The sequence below is a fragment of the Bacillus cereus group sp. BfR-BA-01492 genome (genome assembly GCF_022662815.1).
GTDB lineage: Bacteria > Bacillota > Bacilli > Bacillales > Bacillaceae_G > Bacillus_A > Bacillus_A cereus_BD.
Genome location: NZ_JAKUEH010000012.1, coordinates 102,740 through 126,276 on the forward strand (window position 1 = coordinate 102,740; position 23,537 = coordinate 126,276).

Here is a 23,537-nt window from a genome sequence, read left to right on the forward strand (position 1 = left end):
CTAAGGTATCTAAAAGAGTTTACCGAACCAAGTTGATAATGCAGCGCCAATAATTATAGAAATTAAAGCAAATAACCAATGATCTTTAATAGTTTCAAATACACCTTGAGGAGTTAAGCCATAAATATGTCGCCACTTACTTTTTGTTTTAAGACTTTTATCAATAACTCTCTCAAGTATTGAGTGAAAAATGTCTACTTTTCTAAGAGTTGAACGATGTAGCTCAACATATTTCTGCTCATCAAAAGCTTTCGCTTCTTCTGCTCCACCCATAAAATCTTTTTTAGTGATTTTATTTAATTCAATTAATTTTTCAAGTCTTGGATGATCCGCATAATCAGCATAAATATCTACTAATTTTCTAGCTAAATCAAACTTCTGTGAATCAGGAATAACAGTTGGCTTTCCTCCCAACACACTAAATCTATGCTCTATTGCTTGGAATCCATAGTTAATGTCACGCATATTCCAATGAACCCAATTAAAACTCTGATGTGCCTTTACAAATTTATAAAATTCACCTAGCATAATTTTTTCTAACTGGTCATAATGACTTTCTATCTCTGTTAAAAACCCTTTCTTTTCAGCAATTTTATGAATAGAAAATGTTTCAGTTTGTCCAGTATTAAAAAAACGAACTGCAATAGATGTAATTCTAGGTGTTCGTCCATCTTTTATGTCATAAAAACTCTCACATGAGTAGTGAATAATTAATAAATTAGATGCATTATCTACTAGATTTTGAACTTCATTTAAAGCCTTACGTCGCTTTACTACCCTCTGTTTAGTATTGACCATCATTTCCCTCCAAAATTAAAAAAACATCCGTTCGCTTATTTTAATTATAAGCGAACGGATGTTAAACGTTCAAATTTTAAACAACTTTATTTGTTTTTAAACGACTTTATTGTAAATGTAATAACTTTATTGTCACGATACAATTTCTGTGTTGTTACAACATAGTTGTACATTAAGAGGCGTTCTACGCTTTATTTTCTATGTCTCAATTTCAATATAATGACAACATAGTTATTCACAATATATATTAATTCGATATCAAAAAACAAATTTGGTGACAACATAGTTGTACATCATGAAAAGGTGGATAAAAAATAGAAGCCTTTTTGAGGCTTCTATTCGCATAATTTATATCATTTGAACATTAAATTTGTTTTCATAAGAAATCATATCTCTAATTGATAATCCACTACTTTTCCCTCATGATGCTGCATACTTTCAATCAATGCATAATCTCTATCTTTATTACCACTTAAATTAGTTAGTAATTTCTTATCCATTTCAAAATAAAAATTAAATTCAGATTCTATTCGTTTCTTGAGTATATATTTAGCCACTACATTTTTTTCTTCATTATATATTTTTAATATTCCATAGCAATCTTTTTCATTCAGCGTGTTGTATATTTCTTCTTTTAGTTTATTAGTGACTATACATGTGTAGGTCTCCCCTACTTCTGCTTTATTTATTTGATTCACTAAATCTCCAAAACAAGTTAGAATTCCTTTTCTATCTTCGCTTTGATATAACTTTATTACAAACTGAAAGTTAGAAACTTTAATCGGTAAATTAAATGTAACCTCATGCTCAAAAGTTTTAGAAGCAGGATTTTTATAAAATTCTAAGGTTGGAAAATTCAAAGAAAAAAACTCCATAATATCAGCTTTATTATCAATTAAATAAGCTACATTACAAACCTCATCTATCTGAGGTAAATATCCGTTTCCTAAAGGATCTTTATTCATCCTAATTAGCTTTAGTGCAATAGATATCAACATCAACGCTAAACATACTATAGCAAAAAAAGCTACACTACCAACTTTTAAAAAGGTACCTATAGATAAACTAAATCCCTCCGCATAATCAAATCCTCTATAAAATTTAAGTGTCGTTCCCCAAACCAATATAGAAAAAAAGGTAATAATTAAATACACATAATACAATACACTTAAAAATTTATCTTCTGACAAATTATTCTCGTAGTTAATCAATGTATTTCTTAAATCTTCCCGATTTAAGGAATATGGCTTTAAAATTCTTTTTAAACTTTTAGAAGCTGTCACTAATTTATTTTCAAATGTGAATGCAATAAATAAAGCTGAGAAAGATACTAGTGACATTATCCCAGTAAATAACCAACTCAATAAATTGGTAAGGTCTTTATAATCATTATAAACTTTAATATTATAAGCATTACCTAAATCTAAGAAAAATAACAATGCAAATGGTATTAAGAAAAAAATCCATAACTTCCACTCTTTAAACAATATCACTAAGGCTTTCAATAACATGATAAACGACCTCTTCTTTTACTACATCAGGAAATGATACTACAGATTCGCTATCCAAATAAAAATATGTTTTCCGTTCATTAAAATAATAAGTAAAACTAGTTACTTCCCCATTTATAAGATGCTTTCTTAATTCTGCAGAACCTATATCATTGATTTTTACTTTCTTCACTCGCGTGCTTTCATAATCGTCAAAAGAATTTGGTTTCTTTTGTAATAAATATATGCTTACTAAATCAGATTCCCAATTATCTTCATTAATGTATTTCTTTTTACATATATCAAACAAATTTATCTTTTCTAGATGCGTTGCTAATTTTTTTTCTAACTTACTTATGACAAATCCTATATAACTTTCTGAACTTCCAAAACAACAAATAATTTTTCGTTGCACGAAATATATCAGAACGACACTTTTAGGTTCCCTTGATATTATTTTCTCTTGAACCTTAATAGGATCCAACCATTTATACGAAATTCTTATAATTTGATTATTGATATAAGAAATATCATATTTATCATAAGTAATTCTTTTTGGAGTGATAGAATGTAATTTATCTATTTGAAAATCGTTAGTTACCCTATACAATATACAATCCTTTTCCATTAAAAACATTCTATCACTCCCCAATTTTTATTATTTTACTATTGCTGTTTCTTCATCTTCAGAAAGTTCTTGTTCCTTCTCTTCTTCATCATAACCAATATATTCTTTAATTTTTAAAATATCTTCATTAGTATCATCATATCCTACCGAATCTAAAATAACTTTACTCTCTTCATAAAAACTATAAAGCATCTCTAAATTATTTTCATCATCTAAATCCCATTTCTCTAGATTTCTGGAGATGGATTTAATGATTTGTAAGGAACTGTTTTGAATTACTTCATTAACTAGTTTATCCCCATTTATAAATTTTTCATAAATTTGTTTCAATAAATTTGAAGTTTCTTGAACGTTTTTGAGACCAGCACCACATAATTCTATATACTCAGATTGAATAATGTCTATAACTTGTTGTTTAAATATATCATCATCGCTATCGATTACAACGATTTTTAATATATCTTCTTCCTTTCCTTTTAAAGAAAATAAAGTTGTAAAATCCACATCATTATACGTCATATCAACTTTAAATGATAAAATATCACTACCTAATGTGATATACTCACACGCTAATTGAGAAGATAATAAATTGCGACCATTTATGGTGATATTACGTATACCGTCTGTTGTATGTTTTTTATTTTTCGTATTAAATTTTATCTCTTTGAAACGCGAAAAAATTCCTTGCTCATGTAAACGAGTAAAAATGAAATCTAATAGAACTGCTGTTTTAAAGCTTGCACTCCCAATTTGATTTATTTGATTTATATTTTCTCTAATTCTATAACTTTGGATAGGCCATTTTAGCACTAATCCAAAATAATCTTTAATTACACTTTGTACCTCGTTATTTCCAGAGAAAATTGTTAGCACTCTTGCATTCTTATCCAAACTAATTTTTATTCTATAAACCGCAGAAAGGGTATCTAAACAACGTTCCCCCCTCCTCCAATAATCCGAATATTCTTTCAATCTAACAGTCAACTTTAGCATTGAATCCCCTTGTTCAATGTCTTCAATTGATATTAGATATTTATCTTGGAAAGGCATGTTATTTACATTTTCAATTGAAACAGCGGATTCAGCCTCCGTTAAAAAATTCAAGTGATTAACTTTATACGTATAGGCTGGTAATCCAATTGATTTAGTCATTACTGCCATTTCAACAAAATCTTCTACTTCATCAGCCTCAATTAGTTCTGTTAAAGCTAGAAATTCTTCCTTAATTTCATTTTTCTTGTAATTCTTTTTTTCTGGCTCCCAACCTGGACGCTTAAAAGCTATTATGTTAGCAACATGCTCTTTCGGTATCTTATTAAACACTCTTTCTAAAATCCCACTAACATTCATGGCAATTTCCACTCCCTGTACATTACAATTTAAGAATTCATGAGCATTGCAATGTTTTAATATTTTTTATAAGCCTCGCTACTCATTATACCAAAAAAAACAATTAATTCCTTTATTGAACCTTCCTAAATTTACAATCAATACCTATACTTATTACTACTACAAATCTTTTTTGAAGTAATAAATGTTATACTTTTAACGATGAACATAAAATTGTTATTATAATGAAGTGGCTATCAACATACATAATATTTACATTTTATGAATTATAACCTTCTTTTACAATTGCTCACTATCAAGATACCTATAATACCCTATAAGCTATATTTCTCTTTTAACCCATTCAATTCTTCCTGTAAATCTTTATTAACAAAATATAGCTTTGGTACATTTGCACGCTCCTTAATTTTAGTTTTACTTAAAACCTCTCCTCCCTCAAGCAATTTCTTTATTACAAATTTAATTCTTCTTAACCGAAAAGCTTCAATATCTTCAGCCCGATCATTTAAATAGCCTAAAGTTATTGGCGTCTTTTCTTCATAACCTGAAAAACCCTTAAGACCCAACTCTTTTGCAACACGATTTTTTGTGACTCTTACGGGGGGCTCAAGACCATAAAGATCATCTGCAATTTTTTTAACCCTATTCAAATATTCTTGATCCTTCTCCAGCCAATTCACTTCCCTATAAACATTGTTGTGCTTGCGTTTAATATTTGGCTTATTCTTCATTAGCCAATCCCTATCATGCTTATATAACCAATTAATTAAATTTTGATTAACTTTTTTAAAATGAGAAATTAAGAAATCTGGGTGTTTTTCCTTTAACTTTAAATATTTTTTTCTATTTAGCTGCTTTAATTCTTCTTGCTTTTCCTCATAATGTACATCAAGTTTTAAACAATAGTATATTTTACCTACACTTACATCCAAACGTCTTGATATCTCAGGTACTGACAATTTCTTTACATACTTATATTCATACACCTTATTTATCCAAACATTTCCATATCGTTCGATTTTCCAATAATCTTTTTCATCTCCTATATGATCCGGCACTAATTTAGAATAGCTAAAGCCACATTCACATTCAAAGATACCTTTTATTTGACCTTTAAATTTTTTTATTTTCATACTTCTTATTACTGATTCACCATAATGTTCGGCTGCTTTATTTAAACAAATATATGGTCCTTCTCCAAAAGGAGTTATTAATTTCTTATTATGCTTAGGTAACTGCTTTACAGATTTCCCCAAAAAAATAACTAATAATAAATGTCGAATAGGGTGAAAAGAATTATAATAAGTTCTAATCATCTTAATGAGCCAACATCTATCGCTATCTTCTATTGTCGAATTCATAAGAACTAATAACTCTTCACCATAAAATTCAAGAAAGTCCCTATATAAAATGTATCTATTAATTAAACCATTATTATCTATATATCCTTTTTGCATTAACAAAGAACGATATATTTGATATAAATCTTCGAACTCATATTCTTCATTAGCAAGGAAAAAACTTTCTTGAGCTATCTGTTTAAGATGATTTTTAGTTTTATCAGAAAAATTCACACACTCTTTTGTTATTGGGCAATTTTCTATACTAGCCGCTTCTAAATATTGTGAATTTGTATACTTGCATACCACAGAACTATTTAACAAATAAGTTTCATGCTTCTCGCAAATGAAGACACCGGGTATTTGATGATTTAACCTCCAGTATGTTTCCCCATATCTTTCATAATCATTAACTATACAACTTGGACAGTATCTAAAGTATTGGTTTTCTAGTGTAGGATATACCCTTGATCCCATCAAACTTTTTATATTTACGTTCCCCCCGTTTAACATAATATCCCATACCTTTTTCTTTATTACTTTGCTAAAAAAATTAGTATAGTAGTAATACATCGTATTTCTTTTTATCCAATCATCTACAGAGGGATATAAAAATATATGTAGCTGCTTCGCTAGGCTGTTTAAAGAGGTCGGTAAATGCGGGCTAATTGTCCAGCTCTTTCCTGGAATCAACTCTTTTCTTCTTATATTCAACTTCTTACTTGGATTCCCTGTATGATTATAGTAACGCGCAAACACACTATAGATAAGCTCATTCTCATATAAATAAGGAAAATAAGCTAACAAATAATCTCCTCCTTATGACTAATACATTTTAGCCATTTTTTCTATGGATACGTGCCAATATTTCATCTTGTAAACTCTTATCAATATCAGCTCTTAATCCTACCATTCTTAAAACTTTCCAATAAGCTAAATCATCTTCTTTTTTTATAAGTTGTTCAAAGACCCATTCAATTCTGCGCTTTTGAAACTCAATAACTGATTCAGTAACTGAGTGTAATAACTTTCTTGTTAAAGGCAATTTATTGAGCTTTTTTTCTAATAGGGATGACTTCTTTATTTCCCTTCCTATCCTCCCGATCGTTAAGCGGATTGGTTTTTCTGCATTCATAAGAGATTTGATTGCTATATTTACTTCTTCTACAATATCCATATCTCTCTGTCCCCAATCCATTCTATTCTGCACCTTCACTCTTTTCTTTAGCTTAGGAGAATATTCCCTCAACCAATCTTTATCATTGCGATATAAACGCATATACAAGTTAGGATAAAGATTTCTCAATTCGGTTTTCGTCATATCAGAATTTTTATTCATTAAACTTTTCCATTCATCCTTCCATTTATCTAACAAGTTGTTCTCTTGCATTTTCTTGCTATTAGATAACATATCCTTAGAGTACTTAATGACAGTATTTACATCTACCTTTAGTCTTCTAGCACACTCACGATAACTTAAGTTTTGAATAAAAATATACTCATGCAATCTTTCTTTCCAATAATATCCGAATGATTTAATACGACTAATTTTCATTTTATCTTCTTCAAATTTATCGGGCCCTTTACGAGAATATATAAAACCACAAGTACAACCAAAAGTTCCTATGGGTCGTTTTGTTCTACTACATCTTGAAATTTTCACTTCCTTAATTACTGGTTGAAGATAATGTTGAGTAGCAGGATTTAAACATGGATATGGCCCTTCTCCAAAAGGCTTATAAGATTCTTGACTATAGTTACTAATACTGTCAACTGACTCTTCTAAAAAATAAATCAATAATATATGTCTAATTGGATGAAAAGACTTTCTGTGTTTCCTAGTAATAGCTTTTAACCAACAACTCTCATCAGATTTCAACATTGACTGCATACAATGCAGTATTTTCTCCCCAAAATATGAAATAAAATCCCGCGCTAATTTACCTTGTTTTACGTTGCCCTTAACTGAAACATACCCCCTTTTTTGTAACAAATATCGATAGCCTTTCTGTAATTTATTCAAATCGTATAGATAGTCTGTGTTTACTAATTTTCGGCTTTGTTTAGCGATATAAATTAAATGTTCCATTTCTTGTTTAGACCAATCATGATCGTTATTGTTTATCGTTCTCTTCATATGGACTGTATCTAATGGTGCAACAAGGGTTGAACACCCTCTCCGAAATTGTCCAGAGCTCTCTTGAAGTAAACATCTATGCTTTAAGCAAACAAAAACACTTGGCAATTGTTGATAAACACGCCAATAAGTTTCTCCATATCCCTGTAAATCTTCTTGTAAACATTGTGCACAAAACCGAAAATATGGAGTTTCCTTTACTGTACTTGTTATATAACCAATTTGATAATGCACATTTACTCCCTGCTCATTACTTAATATTGCTTTTTTTACCTTATTACGAACCTCAGCATTCAAAAAATTTGTATAATAATGAAAGAATGTATGCTGTTCCCAACAATCATTAATATTAAATTGATTAAAATATTTAAGCCTATTTTGTAAAACTTTTAAATCTGGTATTAAATCTGGCATAATATATATTCGCGTATCACCATATAAATCCCTTAATGTATCTTTAAATTCCTTATTGCACGAACGGTTATGATATCTAGTCAATGCGCTATACAATAATTCTTCCTCATATAAACTTGGAAAAAATGTCAACATAATCTCTCTTCCTCATAAAAAGATTCTTCTAATGGTTTTTTAATATAACCGTTATCATATAATGCTTCATAAGCCGATTGTTTGGTCTTCTTTCCTTTATTAATGAGAAGCTGTAACATATTCATATTCAATGCCTTATTATTTTTCTTTCTCTTGTCCGTTTCACGTTCATTAATACACTTCAAAGCTTCTTTCATTAGTTCTGCAATCGTTAAATTTGGAAGTTTATTCAGTACTCTTTTAGCTATCTTTTCTGCATGCCTTTCATTTACATCTAAATTAATAAGGGATAAAATTAACTTTTCTAACTTACTTGATTCATTTGCTTCACTATCTTTTTTAATTTTTTCCTTTTGAGCTTGAATCCTTGCTCTCATATCAATTACTGGTATTTTATTTAACATGTATTCTTTTATATCTAAGGCAATAATATCTTCATACTTTGCAATTTCTGACTCTACTCCAGATTTAAGTGCTTTCAACATTGGCTGAACAAGTTTCAAATCTTCTTTTACTACTTTTTTTATTAATTCTATTGAAATTTTCTCTGCGCTTGTTTCAATTGCTCTCCCCTGTGCCAATATAAAAATCTTTATAGCTATATCAATAATTCCCTGACTCTCCTCATAAATTAGCTTAATCAATTCTTGATTAAGTTCGACATATTCTTTTGTCCACTGATAATCCCAAATACTTGTAAGTAACACTTCCCAATCTTCCGAGTTATCCATTTGTTGCCAAATCATATCTCCTTGTCCACTTCCACGACGTGCCTGCCTAAAATCCTTCTGTAAAATTGCTCTTGCTCTCATTGTCCCAATCATCATAACAGGTATACCAATTTCATTAATAAGTGTCACAAAGAAATTCATCATCTTTTCAGAGGCATCTCCCTTTGTTGATAAAAGGTGCTGTATCTCATCAATAATTACGGCTCCGACACAATGCAACCGTGCAATCTGCCCCATCCTTGTTACCATTGAGCTGACCGAAATATGCGACTTACCGTATTTATGTAAATAATTTGTTCCAATTAATGTATCTATCTTTTCAAAAAAATTTTGACATAAAGATTTTAATGATCCATCATGTGGACAGTTTAATTTTAGCCAGACAATTTGAATTGTATTAATGGGATATTGATGAACAATTAGCTGTGGATATAATGAAAGAACCCTCTCTATAGCTGTAGACTTTCCAACACCAGAAAATCCCATCAAAGTAAAACTAGAAGCTGTTGCTCTTATATCTGGTGATAAACCTAACTCTTCTTTTTTCACCAACTTTTGATGTAACTCATTTAAAGCTTGAATATGCTGTTTTTGTAATGGATTCCGATTAACATATCCATAACGTAAAAAACGAGAAAACCTTCTCTCTAAATCTAACGTTTGTCCAATTGGCTGAAAAAAACGGGTTAATCGTAACAGGGCGTGGTAACGATGATGCTCAGATAAGTTTTTTTCTTTTTCATGATACTCAGGAAAAAAACTAAGTTGATCAAATGCTTCTTCATAGGAGAGTATCGGGGGTAGTGCTTCAATTAAAGGATTTCCTTGATATTCAACTAACTGTTGTTCTTTATAACTAGCAAGTAAGGCGTATGTCCCATTTTCTAATTGAACCATGTCGGGGTTCTTACTCATTTTTTCCCTCCTCTACGCTTATTAAACAAATCTTTAACTGAATGACGATCATATATATTTTTTTGATTTTCATTTACCAAAATTACATTTTGTGGAACACCATTTTTCATACCGTCTAATTTAAACGCTTCTTCCTTTCTTCTCATTTCTTTTTCAAATTTGGTATGTTCTTTTATTTTCTCTATGTTTTTTGATTCGCTAAAATTTACCGTTTGTTTCTCATCTGCTTCTTTGATTGCTTCATTGACAATAGACTCTATACTATCAAAAAGATTAATGTCATTTTGTAACAAAACATGCTCTTCTTCCTTGAATTTTTCACTTTCTACTTTATGCAGCTGTTCCACTTCCTCAATTGATTTATCTTTATATCTTTCTTGGTGTTCTAGTAAATTGCATGTTTCAAATATTTTTTCATCCTTTGTATGAATATAAATCTGATTCATATCACGAGGATCAAAAGAAATATCTACCTTCCAACTTTTCTTTGTTCTAGCAATAGCAAACCATGAATTTTGCAATGCTGTTTCACAACTATATAGCATTTTTTGAAATCGAATTCCCTTTGCCGTTACCGTAGCACTCCCTCTAGGCATTAAATAAAACTTCATGATATCAGGTTGTACAATTCGTAACTTTCCAGCACGATTTTTAATACCCCATTTCCATAATTCGATAGGAGTTGGTTTCACATTATCCATTATCATATCCGAATCTCGTATATAGTCTTTCATATAGAAATTCTTGTTGTAATGTAAAATAAAACGAATGATAATTTTTGTATATTGCTCTATATTTAATTTCGCTTGTAAGCGTGGATCTTTAGCCCCTCTCTTCCCCCAATCTTTTGCTACATAACCAGGTAAAAAAGGACGTATTTTTTCTTGTGATATATCAAACAATTTCTCCACAATCCCTTTCCAATCTGGACGATAGGCTGGATTGTTCTCAACTGTAACATTAAGACCTTGTATTAAGTGATTAACATTAAATCCTTCTAATTCTCCTCGATCTCCTAAAATAACTTCAGGCAAATGAGCTGCTGGCCAACAATCTTCTGTAATATGAACACCATATTTCTCACAAAACACTTTCTTATTTGTGGTTGCATTAAGAAGAGCCATCATCATACCCAGCCAAGATGGACTTTCTAATCCTACATAAAATCCTGCTATTAAATGAGTATATACATCTGTAACATAATAAACCGTCGGTCTCTCTAAAACCCAATCTGAATTATACCTAGATACTATATATACATTAGCCTTTGTAGCATCAATTTGATATCTAGAACCTGGACCAAATACTTCAAAGGATGAAGAACCTAAAATTGCCCTATGATCTCGCTCGAATTTTTTCCTTCCATACTTTGATGAAATAATTTCTTCTGTCCCATATCTCTTATTAAACCAATAACGAAATTGCCGAAGTGTAGGAATATTATTTTCATCCTCGATAATAGTGTAATTTACCCCATCCTCATAGTAAGTATCCACTTGAAAGGATTTCCTAATCATCATCTTATAAGTATGTGTTAACGTATTATCCGGATTTACAAAATAATAATTTTGAACAGCCTTTTCAAACAGTTGTTGAATTTCTGGCGTCACATTTATACCTGCACTATTTCTCATTCGTGGTCTACCAGTCTTATTCTCTCCCCAATTTTTTTCAACTCCCTTATTGCCACAATTTTTATAATCAGGGATTAATGCATCCTTCACTTTTCCACGTTGCCAATATCTCTTTAAATACTTATAAATTGTCTTATTAGAGACATCTTGTTGGTCTATTATTCCCTTAATTAAATTCCCCCTTTCTTTCCTCTTATAAATTTCCGGTTCTCTCTTAACTAATTCCTTAATCTTATTCCATGCTTTATCTCTAATCAAAATCTCCTTTTCACTCAACTCTTCACAGGCTATAACTGAAATAAGGTTAGGTGCTACTACTTTTGAAAATCTACCACTCACGAAACCATCAAAGAGATTTTTCATACTCTCTCCAAAAGGCAGAGCATTGTCATGATATATATCAATTAAATATGCGATTACATTTCCATCATCAATCCAAAGTACCCTATATACCTTTGAGCTATCTACATCCTGAAATACTTCATTTACTGATAGCATAATCACAGACCTCATACTCCCCTTTTACAAAAAATAAATTCTTAATATTCAGATTTCTTAGATTAACCCTTTTTGTTAATATATCTATAAATATATATTTTCTAGCTACTAAATGCTTAAAATAAACCATAGCTTGTCCCTGATCCAAGTTATACTGACTATCAAATTGATTAAGAGCATCAATTAGGGTGGTATTAGACGAAGTGTTCATAAGAGATTTAAGAAGAAGCTTAATAAAGCTTACATCCCTTATATCCTCTACATAAAAAGACTTATGAAGCCAAAAAATATTATCTGCCATTTCTGCAGGAATATCCTTTTCCGTTACAATACCCCAATCAATATTTTTCCTTTTCCAATATTCCCTTTCAATCTCAAACTTTTCAATTACCCTCTTATCTTCTAATTCCTTACTTGATTTTACAGTTCTAGCTATATATTTAATTTCTTTCTCCTTATGAATCGTCAATAAAAAATCTGTAGTCATTACAATTAGTGTTTTATTCTTTGGATCAATAGGATGTGATATACCTTTTTCTACAGCAATTTGATATGTAAGCTCCCGATCTAAAGGGAATTGTTCTCTGATATCAATAATATTATCTGCCCATTCCAAGATAAAAAAATAATCCCTTTCTAAATTAGAAAGAAATTCATGTTGTCTGTTTGTTTTCCAACCTTTAGGACGAGTTTCATTACCATTAGAAGATAGATTTTGTATCGTTAACCAAGGTTTATAATCACCTACTTCCCCATGTCCCCTACCTTCTTTTATGTATTTTTCTATTCTTTTTTCTGTCCATTCATTTTTTCGTTTGGCCATCTCTACCCTCCTTAAAAATTTCATCATTTCTAGTATGGAATATTTTTATGTGCATAATACATAGAATCCTTCTAAAATACTATTTATCTCATTTGGTATTTTTGCTTCAAACTATTCAATGCTTTTTTAGAACCAATAACGAAACAAAAAAGCTGTATTATTCTCTATATTTTTCTACTGTACCTATAACCAAACATTTGTTGTACTTGCATTCTTCTTTATAAAACTCTAAAAACCTTATAATTTTATAAAGTATATAACTTTATATCTAAGATCTCCTTAAATTCTATATATTCCTCCATCATGTCACTTAAATACTCAATACCTTTACACTTTAAGAAACCACTATTATATTCTAACTTTACTACTTGTTTTCTTTGATCCCAATCAGTTATTTTAATCAATTGACTATCCATTAAATTATAAAGATACACATTTCCTCCATCACTGAAAGTGCCAAAACCAATAATAAGTGCAAGATATGAGTTATCTATCCATATTGCCCCTTTCGGCATATATGCTCCATCTATATCACCTATTAATTGAATATTATCACCATTCCTTAAATCAAAGAGATACAATTTGGTGATACTTTCCCATTCGTAAGGTGATAAATATATGGCTTTTAATCCCCCTGGTGAAATAGTTGGTTTTGAGGAAATGCTATCATTTAGTAACTTTTTTTCACCATACTCTGTAATTAATTCTATACGGTTATCTGAACGCCTATATTTTAATTGATACATACATACCTTCCTCCCGCTCTCCCTCAAAACTAATCTAACATCTTAATTTTACAAAATAAGTTTTGGAAATCTGCCACTATCTTTTTATTTTATTCATCTATATTTAATCAATAACCACCTCCTTTATATCAGATAACCGGTGTATTTTTATGGTAATTCACAATATATTTGTAAGTATTATCTACAAATCCATTGTATCATGATACAATACCGTAGACTATAGTCTACAAAGAAAGGATGTTATTATGTATTTTAGTAAATTACCTATAGGATTCTTCGATTTAAATACAGATACAGAAACACTTCACTCCCTTTTATATGAACATTTTAATAAAACAATAAAAAAAGGTACCGAAATACAATTTCAAGATTATGAAAACCAAAGTTATTTTTTTGTACCTTCACCTGTCTTCACAGAAGAACTGATGGGTAATATAAGTGGCATTGATTTAATTATCTATGCGTATTTATGCAAAGATGCATACCTCAATAAAACAGGAAAAGTAAAAGTAGATATCCCTACTATCTCAAAAGAAACTGCTATTAAGAAAACTGTAATTCGAAACTCTATTAATAGCTTGAATCGAGTGGATTTAATTGTTAAAGACTCTAAAGATACATACTATGTTATAGAAGAATTATTTTACTACTTCACAGATAATGAATTTAAAGAATTTGTTGAAGTAGTTAACAACTCAATACCTTACTAAAAAACGGCTATAATTTAGTAATAGGAGTCACCATATCAAAAAAAGAAAATTGTACGTTTAGACTATATTTCTTATTAGATGTATTTTTTATAAAGAAAAGGCACCCTTTCGGGTGCCTTCCACTATGAGTCATGTTATTTTTAATAATATAGGCTCGAATTTATTGAGTTAATATTTTTATACATTTTGATAGTAGTTACAATAAAATGTATTTAGTTTTAAAACAGCTTGTAATACTTCTTCCGGATCATTTTTTTCAAGCATCTGTGTAATTGATAAATAATACAACTTGTCATTTAATTGGTTTGATTCTATGGTCATTCTTAATCCTTTAAGTTCGTTTAACATTAAATGATATCTTTTCGCATCGTCGGGATTACTAGGAATGTTTTGTTTTATAATACGCTCACAATCTAGAGCTAAACTTATAAATTCATGATGATTTGTCATGTTATCCTCCTAATAATTTTTTATTGTAACCAACTGTTATCTATCTTATTAATCCAGTATTGCATAGCTCCACCTTCTCTATATTCTTGAATTATACTTGTCCCTTTAAGATATTGAGTTTGAGCAGCTGTAAATCCTTTAAGTATTCTTGTCCCTTTAGGTACCTTGATTTTATATTGTATATTAAGCGGATTTCCCCAAGCTTCTAATACGGCTAACTCATTTCTAGTTTCTTCAATATTTCTTTCTTTATCTCCCCACCAATAACCCAGACCATATTTAGATCCCGGTTCACCAGCCTTGCTTCTTCTATATAAAGTAAGTAACTGATCAGTCTCTATAATTTCTATTTTTAATTCCTTAAATGCTAATACATCAGAATTTGTTTCTTTAAAATCAAAATTAGAAAATCCTGAAGAACGTATTACCTCTCTCTTTAAACTTGCTCGTTCCATTATACTCAGATTTAAATTATCTATTTTATCTAGGGCCTGGTTCATTTCTTTAACTGACCAATTATTCAAATCACTATTTCTAATATAACTGATTTTTTCTCCTAGGCTAGTATTATCATTAAAAACACTAGACATTTGCTCAATATTGCTTAAATGGATGTTTTTTTCCTTTGCATATGTAACAGATAAAGGAAAAGAACTCATTAATAAAATCAACATGATTACAATAGAAAAACACTTTTTCATACTTAATTATATCTCCTTATATGATTTTATTTCTAACTATTTCAATTAGAAATAAAATCTAATTTTCTTAAAATAAATTTCCATACTGGTTCTTCTCCTGTAATGACAGAAGCTCTACCAACCATTCCTATATGTAGTTCTTGTAAATCTTTTGTATCAATTGTGGCTTCTAGTTCATACATATACCCCTTCGTATTTTTATCAAAAGTAGGATATGCTGATACATATGTTATTTGTCCCATTTGTTTATCCGTTTTCTGTAACTTAAACGAATATTGTACTTTATCTCCTTTTTTTATTCCTTTTATCTCTTGAGCTGGTAATAAGATTCTTACTTTTTTTTGGTCTTCTTTTGGGATAATCGAAACAATTTCTTGGCCGGGATTAATTAAATCCCCTTGTTGTAAGATGGCAGGAAATTGTACAATCCCGTCTTTTTCTGCTTTTATAATTGTCGTTTCATTTTGATGACGCAGTCCATCTAACTCTTGCTTTTTAATAAATAGTTCCTGTTCTAGGGATTGAATACGTTGATTCACTGAAATCATAGATTCTTCTTTATATTGTTTTAAAGCATCTTTCTTTTGTACTTGCTTTCCTTCTTTAGTAACATCCACTTTTGTTCTTTCATGTTCTAAAGTTTCTTTTCGTTGTTGAATACGCTTTTCCACACTATTTTTTTGGGATTCTAAATTTCCTTTTTTATCATCCATTACTTGTTTTTGTTCTTCTAATATATTTTCTTTTTTCTTTTGTTTTTCAATTATGTCTATTTCTCTTTGGATATTTTCGTTTTCTGCAATTAATCCTTGTAAAACTTCATCTTGTTCGCTTGAAATTTTACTATTTTCTATTGTTTTTATTTCATTGTCTTTTTCATTTTGTATAGATTGATATCTTTGATCATAAGCCTGATATTCTTCTCTTATTTTTTTATCCACATCATCAAGAAAAGAAGATTTATGGGACTGGATACTCTCTTTCAACTGTTCTAACATCCCTTTTTGTTTTTCTAAATGTTCCACAATTTGATTCATCTGACTTTGTTTATCTGTTAATTCCTGATTTTTTAATTGAATTAAAATATTTCCTTTTTTCACTTCATCACCAGGCTTAACAGCAACCGTATCAACCACACCTACAATTTGAGTACGAGACACACTTACATCTGACTTTCCTTGTATCATTGCTGTTCCCTTACTTACAATATCTATCTTACTGACATAAGCCCAGATTAAGAAAACAAATAAGCTCATCAAAAGAAAAACAATTAATCCAGCAATAAAACGAGGTGGTTTTCGTTCTAATAATTCCTTACTATCAATTAATTGATCAAACGAATAAAGCTTACTCATCTTGGACACCTCGCATTGCATAAGATTGAGATTCTATGTGTTCTATATGAACAGTTTGATTCTTCCACAAACGGTAATACTCTCCTTTATGGAATAATAATTCTTCATGAGCGCCTTGCTCTTTAATATTTCCTTGTTCCATCACGAAAATTTGATTTGCATGCTGGATTGTACTTAATCGATGCGCAATCATAATTACAGTAACTCCTTGTAATCCCAACTTCTTTAACATATCCGTAATATGTTTTTCAGTTGTAGAATCTAAATTACTTGTCGCTTCATCTAAAATTAAGATATCTGGTTGTTTTAATAACGCTCTTGCAATTGCCAAACGTTGTCTTTGTCCACCAGATAAATTTGACGCATTTTCTTCTAAGAGAGTTTCATAACGTAACGGTAATTCACTGATAAACTCATGTATACAAGCTTGCTTACATACGTGTATAACCTCCTCTAAAGTAACTGGTCGTGCTAAACCAAAACACAAATTCTCATAAATAGAAGCACTAAAGAAGAATGACTCTTGAGAAACATATGCAATTCGATCACGCAATGCAGTACGGCTTATCTCTTTGATATGATAATCATCATAATATATATTTCCTTGTTGGGATTCATAATAATGCATTAATAGTTTTGAAATAGTTGTTTTACCTGATCCACTCTCTCCTACAAATGCTACTTGACTACCTGATTCAATTGAAAAACTTATGTTATTTAGTACATTTTTACGTGTTCCATAACGAAATGTAACATTTGAACATTGGATTTTACCTGATAATTTTTTAGGAGATACTTTATTATCCTCTTTTTCACTTTTTTCTTGATCTAAATCAAAAATTTCATTTAATCGTTCTCCAGCGACTAGTGCAGATTGCATGGTAGGCTGAATACCAATCAAATTTTCAATTGGATTTAAAAAATATACTAAAAGTGCATTATATGTAATTAACTCACCTATCGTCATATTTCCTTTTAATACTTGCATGGAACCAACCCAAAGGATGATAGTTCCACCAATTAATTCAAGTCCCATTTTAATAGAACCTTGTAAATTGGATAGCATTCCTCTTTTAAATACATGCCTTAATAGATTAATAAAACGACTTTCAGTTTGAAAAAACACTTCTTTTTCTGCGTTATAAGATTTTACAGTTGCAATTCCATTTAAAGATTCCACTAAATAGGAATTTAATTTCGCATTACTTTCCATTTCTTTGCGATTAATGGATTGATACGGCTTATGGAAGGCAAAAATAATACCAATATAGAACGGTATTAATAATAAAGTCACACCAAATAAAATGGGACTATGGATATATAACAAAACAGCTCCTATTGTAACCATTAATGTATCAATCATTAAAGTAACTGTTATGGTTGACAAAGCATCTCGTATTTTACTTGCGTCCATAAATCGAGAAATAATTTCGCCCACTTTTCTTGTTTCAAAGAAATTCATTGGTAATCCTACAACATGACGATAGTACCCAAGCATTAAATGAATATCTATTCTTCTACTTAAATATAGGATTAAATGAGTGCGAAAATAAGAAAGAAGTATCTTAAATATATACAATATAATAATTCCAATTGATACAATATGAAGTGTCTGTATCAATTGATTTGCCACGATATCATCAATTAAAAATTTAAAATAAAATGCTCCCAATAACCCAAATAAATTAAAGAAAATAGAAGCAAAAAACAATGGTATTAATAAATTTTTTTGTTGTTTTAATAATAAGAGAAATCGTGAAAATGTTCCCTTTGATTCTTTTCCTTTTTGAAAATTTTGTCCAGGAGACATTAATACAAGAATACCTGTCCACATTTGGCAGAATTCTTCTAACAAGTACGTAACCAATCCCTTTTCTGGATCAGCAATATAAATTTTATTATCTTTAACCTTATGAATTACTACATAGTGTAACAAACCACCATTGACTACAACATGAGCAATTGAAGGTAATGGAATTTCTTTTAAATCTTCGGGTTTTGTTGCTTTTACAGCTTTTACTTCAAACCCTAGTTTTTCACCAGCCTCCATCAAACCTTTAATATTTGTTCCCGCTAAATCTGTACCAGCCACTTCTCTAATCTTTGAAATAGAAGTAGTAAACCCATAATGGCGAGAAATCATCGCTAGACATGCTGGACCACAATCTTTTAAATCCTGTTGCCTAATACAAAAAAACTCTTTTTTGAACAAAATCGTAGCCTCATTTCCTTAATATTTAAATATGACAAGTTAAATATTATATCTAAATATAATAAAAAAATAGATAATATGTAATTTTGCATATTATCTATCATTCCTGGAAATAAGTGTTATTATAAAAATCATGATTGTTATATCGCGATTAAACAATAGTAATAATAACATTTTTATAATATTAACTAATTAATTACGTGTAATAATCAAAAATATAATAATAAGGGGTATGAATCATTATGAAATTAGAATTACTTACAGAAAAAGAACTTTTAGAAATTTCAGCTGGTGGAGCTGGTAAATGTGTAGCAGGTATCGCTTCTGGCGCAGTCGGTGGATTCCTAACAGGAGCTAGCTACACTTGGGAATTTGGTCCTGCTGTAATTTACGGTAGCGGCGTAGGTGCTTTAGCTGGCGGCGTTGCTGGCGGAATTGCTGGTTGCTAATAAAAAATAAAAGGAGAATCATATTATGAACTTAGAGACACTTACAGAAAAAGAACTTTTAGAAATTTCAGCTGGTGGAGCTGGTAAATGTGTAGCAGGCATCGCTTCTGGCGCAGCATTAGGATTCCTGAATGGTGCTAGCTACACTTGGGAATTTGGCCCTGCTGTAATTTATGGCGGCGGCGTAGGCGCTTTAGCTGGTGGCGTTGCTGGCGGCATTGGTAGTTGCTAATAAAAGATAAAAGGAGAATCATATTATGAACTTAGAGACACTTACAGAAAAAGAACTTTTAGAAATTTCAGCTGGTGGAGCTGGTAAATGTGTAGCAGGCATCGCTTCTGGCGCAGTTAGTGGATTCCTAACAGGAGCTGGATACACTTGGGAATTCGGACCTGCTGTAATTTATGGCAGCGGAGTAGGCGCTTTAGCTGGCGGCATTGCTGGCGGCATTGGCGGTTGCTAATAAATTTTATATCTAATAATGATTAGAGTGAAAAAAGCGATTAAATTGGGTTTTTAATTTAATCGCTTTTAATTTATAGAAGCTAGAACTAGCAATTATAATATGCTTAAAATTTCTTACTTTCTAACAGTATGCTTAAAATATATGTTATCCAATTTTAGAATTTATAGAAAGAAAGGTTTAATTCTATAGACCGTATTTCATTTATATTCTAATTTCAACTAATATAACTTTTTTAAATTAAATAATGAAATTACATACATGCTAGAACCAAAGAATAAGCCTGCACAAACCCATATAATAATATCAGAGAAAGAAACTGATATTTTTCCTGAGCTTAAATAAGGAAAAACATAACACATTAATATAAACATTTCAAAAGTCCAAAGTAAACCCGCTCTAATACTAGATTTTTTAATCTGTTTTTTCTTTTTAAAAAATTCTTCTTTTGTAGAGCACTCTATATCATTCAATTTTTTCTTTTTTAATTTCCACATTAGATAGTTAGCGTAAAGCATATTGACCACAAAGGTAATTATAGTTCCTATGGATAAGGTGTGATTAATAGTATCCACTACTAGCATAATAAACATAGCTAATATATTTGCATACCATAACATTAACCCTGCAATAGCAAACTCTTTGTTTATTTCTTGTATTTGATATTCATCTCTTTCGCTTACCTTGTTTATAAATCTCAAGTACATTTTTTCTAAGATATTTTTCATTATTACAACTCCTCCCAAAATAAATCATTTAAAGTAACTCCAAGGGTTTGACAAATCTTAATACAAAGATTTAAAGATGGATTATATGCGCCTTGTTCAATTAAACCTATTGTTTGCCTGCTAACATTTGTCAATTTTGCTAATTCTCCTTGTGTCATACCTTTTTCAAGTCGAATCCGCTTAACTTTGGTAAGCATCTAAAAACCCTCCAATACTATAGTTTACTTTTGTTATTTATATATTACATTTGTTTTTTATATACGTCAAGTGTCATATATATTTATGAGATCCCAGTATGAATTTCGACATGAAATAAGCCGAATCACGAATACATAAATCTCCTGGTCGTAAAGTATTTAAGCACTTCGTGCCAAATATTTTGTCGTTATTTTTTCTGGTCCAACTTGAAAGTTAAGAAATTTTCTACTGTGCAGATCATATCCTAATTGAATTTTGATTTCGGCTGTTTGAGCACAGCCTCCAGAGCCTGGATATACATCTTCTAAAGCATTCGGTACCTGAAATACAGTAGCATCTAAGATACGTATTCGTTGAAAATAAGAGAAGAGATGGTTAGAGATTTGTGTTTGTTCACATACTTTTTGTTGTAACAGTAAAGAGAAAATATGTTGTGAAAACAAAACTGCTTTAGCATTTAAACGTTTATTTAAGCCCTCAGGGCTGAGTAAAGTGCAAGTGGCTGCATGAAGCTTACTACATAATCATACTAAGGGATCACCTGCTACTCGTTACTGATCCAAATACAAATCGGGGATAAGTCTGAGCAAGAAAACTTACGTTTTCGCTTTATAAATCCCATTTCTCTTGCAAGTTCTTCTAAAAATACAGGTGTCGCATATCGATGTAATTCCTTTGCAAATGGTTGTAGTTCATCTTGAATCAAGGGGTTCATCAAAAAACGTCATTCTTTCTAATCTAGCTTGTTTAGAAAGAATGACGTTTTTGAGTAATTAGGGGGTATTAAAATCTCTTAAATTGATGGGCATGTATGGTGAGGCCTAATAACTACATTATGGCCGTTTTCTTTATACTTCCCCCTAAACATTGGCTGTATATTACAAATAAATGCAGACTATAGTCTGTAGTTAAAAGAAGATTACTCTCTCAAAATTATCTTATAAATATAAGGAGAGTGATTTCTTGAAAATCGAAGAAGCCTTTGGAATTACCCTACAAAAATACCGGCATATCACTAATATAAGTCAAGAACAGCTCGCACTTAACTCAAGTTTAGATAGAACATATATTAGTCTTCTTGAACGTGGTAAAAGAAAACCCACAATCAATACTATATTTGCATTAGCTGAAACTCTTGATGTCAAACCCTCCCTGTTAATTCAAGAAGTAGAATTTTTAGTCTCAAAGTCCAAAGAGTAATACCACCTTATTAAAATTAATATTAAATAACTATAGAAAATACAAACTTTAAGTAATTATTTTAGATTGAGTAACAAGCAAAAGAAATAGTATCATTATATTTCTTCTTTTGCTTGTTATAAAAACTATACAGTATAAAAAAGCATAATAAACTAATTTTTTATTCTGCTATTGTTCCCCCATAGCAAAACTAGTAATAGTATAAAGAATAGCTTCCTCGCATCTTTTTAGAATGTTTTTAAACATTTTGTAATAGTTCACTTGGTCGAAATTCATCTTGATCTAATATTTCTATAGGTTCAATTAGAACCCGTTGTTTCCCCGTTCTCCCCATATATTCAATCTTTGTAGCTCCATAGGTATCGATAAGATAAGCTATTATTTGCTTATGCTCCTGTTCACTACATTCACCACTGCACCCTAATTGCGTACATAAAGGATATGCCCTTTTCCTCGTTCCCCCATGGTAAGTAAATAACTCCCTTTTTTCTTCTTCATCTTGATATGGAAAACACTCCCTTAAATAAGACACATCCTTCCAATTACTGTATAGTTCATCATATACTACCTTATAAGCATCGTTTACTTCTCTCTTTATAGAACCTGTTATTCCTTCCTGTTCCATGAGATTCTTTAAAAATTCTCTTTGGTCTTTATTTACTCTGTTTTTTGTTGTCTTCACTTCATTTTCCCTATAGATTTCTTCTACCGTCTTATTAGCTACTTTAAAATCTAAATATTGACTAAGCTTTTCTTTCTCTTCAATATCTCTATATGGAAAATCCTTCATTGTTTGAGGAATAGGAAGTTTATCCATAGCTAAACTAATACAGACTTCTTTAAATACAAGCTCTGTAGTTCCATTTAGAATAATTTTAAAGTTAGCATCTTTACATACCTTTTCTAAGAATAACTTTTGATCTTTTTTTATCTTCTTAGGTTCATACATTTTCACTTTTATATGTTTTCTCTTCTGTGTTTTAGCTAATAATTTACGGTTAGGACGGCTTAACAAATTTCCAATATCTAATGCTTCTTTGTTATATGGTTTATATTCAGCTTCTGCTCCTTTTTCTAACTTTTTAATATAAAAAGATTCTACCTCTTCCCATGATCTAGTCAGTACATACCCTTGTTCTTTTAATAACTCTCGCACATCCTTACCATACCCTTGAGATGTATAAATGCGCTCATCAAGTATTGTGACAATTCCATAATCCTCAATACTTCTAATTAAGCGCCCTACCGCTTGATCTAACTTATTTATCATCATTGGATAACTAACTTTTTTAAACCTATCTTCCTTTTTAATTCCCATACTGGAGTTAGTATAGTCATATGGACACAACTTAGTTAAGTCCTTACAATGGATTTCAAGGAGGAAGTGTCCGTATGGCAAACAAGAAATTTAATGCAGAATTTAAAAAGATG

22 protein-coding genes and 1 pseudogene are annotated in these 23,537 nt (G+C 30.4%); 5 read left to right on the forward strand and 18 right to left on the reverse strand.

Translation table 11 applies throughout. The features are described 5' to 3' along the window. Positions 1-9 precede the first annotated feature (9 nt). The 10 genes from MR063_RS15500 to MR063_RS15545 all read right to left on the reverse strand — a co-directional run bounded on the left by MR063_RS15500 (position 10) and on the right by MR063_RS15545 (position 13,639). Complete coding sequence (locus tag MR063_RS15500) at positions 10-798, reverse strand: hypothetical protein (protein WP_242199171.1); 789 nt, start codon at positions 796-798, stop codon at positions 10-12. A gap of 386 nt (positions 799-1,184) precedes the next feature. Then, positions 1,185-2,309, reverse strand: coding sequence for a hypothetical protein (locus MR063_RS15505; RefSeq protein WP_242199172.1), 1,125 nt, complete (start codon positions 2,307-2,309; stop codon positions 1,185-1,187). Next, complete coding sequence (locus tag MR063_RS15510) at positions 2,278-2,925, reverse strand: hypothetical protein (protein ID WP_061663586.1); 648 nt, start codon at positions 2,923-2,925, stop codon at positions 2,278-2,280. The genes MR063_RS15505 and MR063_RS15510 overlap by 32 nt, the downstream gene beginning before the upstream one ends. Positions 2,926-2,946: 21 nt before the next feature. Beyond that, positions 2,947-4,266 (reverse strand): hypothetical protein, encoded by a 1,320-nt coding sequence (locus MR063_RS15515; RefSeq protein WP_061663585.1) that lies wholly within the window; start codon positions 4,264-4,266, stop codon positions 2,947-2,949. Positions 4,267-4,580: 314 nt separating this feature from the next. Next, positions 4,581-6,413 carry a TnsD family Tn7-like transposition protein gene (locus tag MR063_RS15520; protein ID WP_242199174.1) on the reverse strand — a complete coding sequence of 611 codons (1,833 nt, stop codon included), beginning with the start codon at positions 6,411-6,413 and terminating at the stop codon, positions 4,581-4,583. Positions 6,414-6,441: 28 nt separating this feature from the next. Further along, positions 6,442-8,292 (reverse strand): TnsD family transposase, encoded by a 1,851-nt coding sequence (locus tag MR063_RS15525; protein ID WP_242199176.1) that lies wholly within the window; start codon positions 8,290-8,292, stop codon positions 6,442-6,444. After that, the gene (locus MR063_RS15530) at positions 8,286-9,938 is read right to left on the reverse strand and encodes an AAA family ATPase (protein WP_242199178.1); all 1,653 of its coding nucleotides are present in this window, start codon (positions 9,936-9,938) and stop codon (positions 8,286-8,288) included. The genes MR063_RS15525 and MR063_RS15530 overlap by 7 nt, the downstream gene beginning before the upstream one ends. Then, on the reverse strand, positions 9,935-12,085 hold the full coding sequence (locus MR063_RS15535) for a Mu transposase C-terminal domain-containing protein (RefSeq protein WP_242199181.1): 2,151 nt from the start codon (positions 12,083-12,085) through the stop codon (positions 9,935-9,937). The genes MR063_RS15530 and MR063_RS15535 overlap by 4 nt, the downstream gene beginning before the upstream one ends. Continuing rightward, on the reverse strand, positions 12,054-12,893 hold the full coding sequence (locus MR063_RS15540; protein WP_242199184.1) for a TnsA endonuclease N-terminal domain-containing protein: 840 nt from the start codon (positions 12,891-12,893) through the stop codon (positions 12,054-12,056). Before MR063_RS15540 ends, MR063_RS15535 begins: the two co-directional genes overlap by 32 nt. A 245-nt stretch (positions 12,894-13,138) precedes the next feature. Next, positions 13,139-13,639 carry a DUF4652 domain-containing protein gene (locus MR063_RS15545; protein WP_242199186.1) on the reverse strand — a complete coding sequence of 167 codons (501 nt, stop codon included), beginning with the start codon at positions 13,637-13,639 and terminating at the stop codon, positions 13,139-13,141. 245 nt (positions 13,640-13,884) lie between these two features. On the opposite strand from MR063_RS15545, the gene MR063_RS15550 reads away from it, so the two are divergent. After that, the gene (locus MR063_RS15550; protein WP_061663578.1) at positions 13,885-14,349 is read left to right on the forward strand and encodes a hypothetical protein; all 465 of its coding nucleotides are present in this window, start codon (positions 13,885-13,887) and stop codon (positions 14,347-14,349) included. A gap of 177 nt (positions 14,350-14,526) precedes the next feature. On the opposite strand, the gene MR063_RS15555 is transcribed toward MR063_RS15550, so the two are convergent. Genes MR063_RS15555 through MR063_RS15570 form a run of 4 tightly spaced genes read right to left on the reverse strand, consistent with a single transcriptional unit; the run spans position 14,527 to position 19,067 of the window. Beyond that, positions 14,527-14,799, reverse strand: coding sequence for a hypothetical protein (locus MR063_RS15555; protein ID WP_061663577.1), 273 nt, complete (start codon positions 14,797-14,799; stop codon positions 14,527-14,529). A 20-nt stretch (positions 14,800-14,819) separates the two neighbouring features. Continuing rightward, positions 14,820-15,500: an autotransporter gene (locus MR063_RS15560; RefSeq protein ID WP_242199189.1), complete on the reverse strand. Its 681-nt coding sequence runs from the start codon at positions 15,498-15,500 to the stop codon at positions 14,820-14,822. A 41-nt stretch (positions 15,501-15,541) separates the two neighbouring features. Further along, positions 15,542-16,855, reverse strand: a complete 1,314-nt coding sequence (locus MR063_RS15565) for a putative HlyD family type I secretion protein (RefSeq protein ID WP_242199192.1) — start codon at positions 16,853-16,855, stop codon at positions 15,542-15,544. Further along, complete coding sequence (locus MR063_RS15570) at positions 16,848-19,067, reverse strand: peptidase domain-containing ABC transporter (protein WP_061663574.1); 2,220 nt, start codon at positions 19,065-19,067, stop codon at positions 16,848-16,850. The genes MR063_RS15565 and MR063_RS15570 overlap by 8 nt, the downstream gene beginning before the upstream one ends. Positions 19,068-19,309: 242 nt before the next feature. On the opposite strand from MR063_RS15570, the gene MR063_RS15575 reads away from it, so the two are divergent. The 3 genes from MR063_RS15575 to MR063_RS15585 are packed head-to-tail and all read left to right on the forward strand — an operon-like array spanning position 19,310 to position 19,980. Beyond that, on the forward strand, positions 19,310-19,516 hold the full coding sequence (locus MR063_RS15575) for a Blp family class II bacteriocin (protein WP_000764228.1): 207 nt from the start codon (positions 19,310-19,312) through the stop codon (positions 19,514-19,516). 25 nt (positions 19,517-19,541) lie between these two features. After that, positions 19,542-19,748, forward strand: coding sequence for a Blp family class II bacteriocin (locus MR063_RS15580; protein ID WP_001047700.1), 207 nt, complete (start codon positions 19,542-19,544; stop codon positions 19,746-19,748). A gap of 25 nt (positions 19,749-19,773) precedes the next feature. Further along, the gene (locus MR063_RS15585) at positions 19,774-19,980 is read left to right on the forward strand and encodes a Blp family class II bacteriocin (RefSeq protein WP_001047701.1); all 207 of its coding nucleotides are present in this window, start codon (positions 19,774-19,776) and stop codon (positions 19,978-19,980) included. 221 nt (positions 19,981-20,201) lie between these two features. On the opposite strand, the gene MR063_RS15590 is transcribed toward MR063_RS15585, so the two are convergent. From MR063_RS15590 to MR063_RS15600, 3 genes and pseudogenes are all read right to left on the reverse strand, one after another. Beyond that, positions 20,202-20,708: a DUF3278 domain-containing protein gene (locus tag MR063_RS15590; RefSeq protein ID WP_228920034.1), complete on the reverse strand. Its 507-nt coding sequence runs from the start codon at positions 20,706-20,708 to the stop codon at positions 20,202-20,204. Between the two features lie 2 nt (positions 20,709-20,710). Then, positions 20,711-20,905 (reverse strand): helix-turn-helix transcriptional regulator, encoded by a 195-nt coding sequence (locus tag MR063_RS15595; protein WP_000956454.1) that lies wholly within the window; start codon positions 20,903-20,905, stop codon positions 20,711-20,713. Positions 20,906-21,017: 112 nt separating this feature from the next. Continuing rightward, positions 21,018-21,621: pseudogene (locus tag MR063_RS15600) on the reverse strand (IS4 family transposase); the annotation flags it as partial. Positions 21,622-21,869: 248 nt separating this feature from the next. Between MR063_RS15600 and MR063_RS15605 the strand changes: the two are divergent. Continuing rightward, positions 21,870-22,106 carry a helix-turn-helix domain-containing protein gene (locus MR063_RS15605; protein ID WP_000687419.1) on the forward strand — a complete coding sequence of 79 codons (237 nt, stop codon included), beginning with the start codon at positions 21,870-21,872 and terminating at the stop codon, positions 22,104-22,106. Between the two features lie 238 nt (positions 22,107-22,344). Here the strand turns inward: MR063_RS15605 and MR063_RS15610 are convergent, their stop codons facing one another. Beyond that, positions 22,345-23,424, reverse strand: a complete 1,080-nt coding sequence (locus MR063_RS15610) for a helicase C-terminal domain-containing protein (RefSeq protein ID WP_242199194.1) — start codon at positions 23,422-23,424, stop codon at positions 22,345-22,347. Between the last annotated feature and the right edge of the window lie 113 nt (positions 23,425-23,537).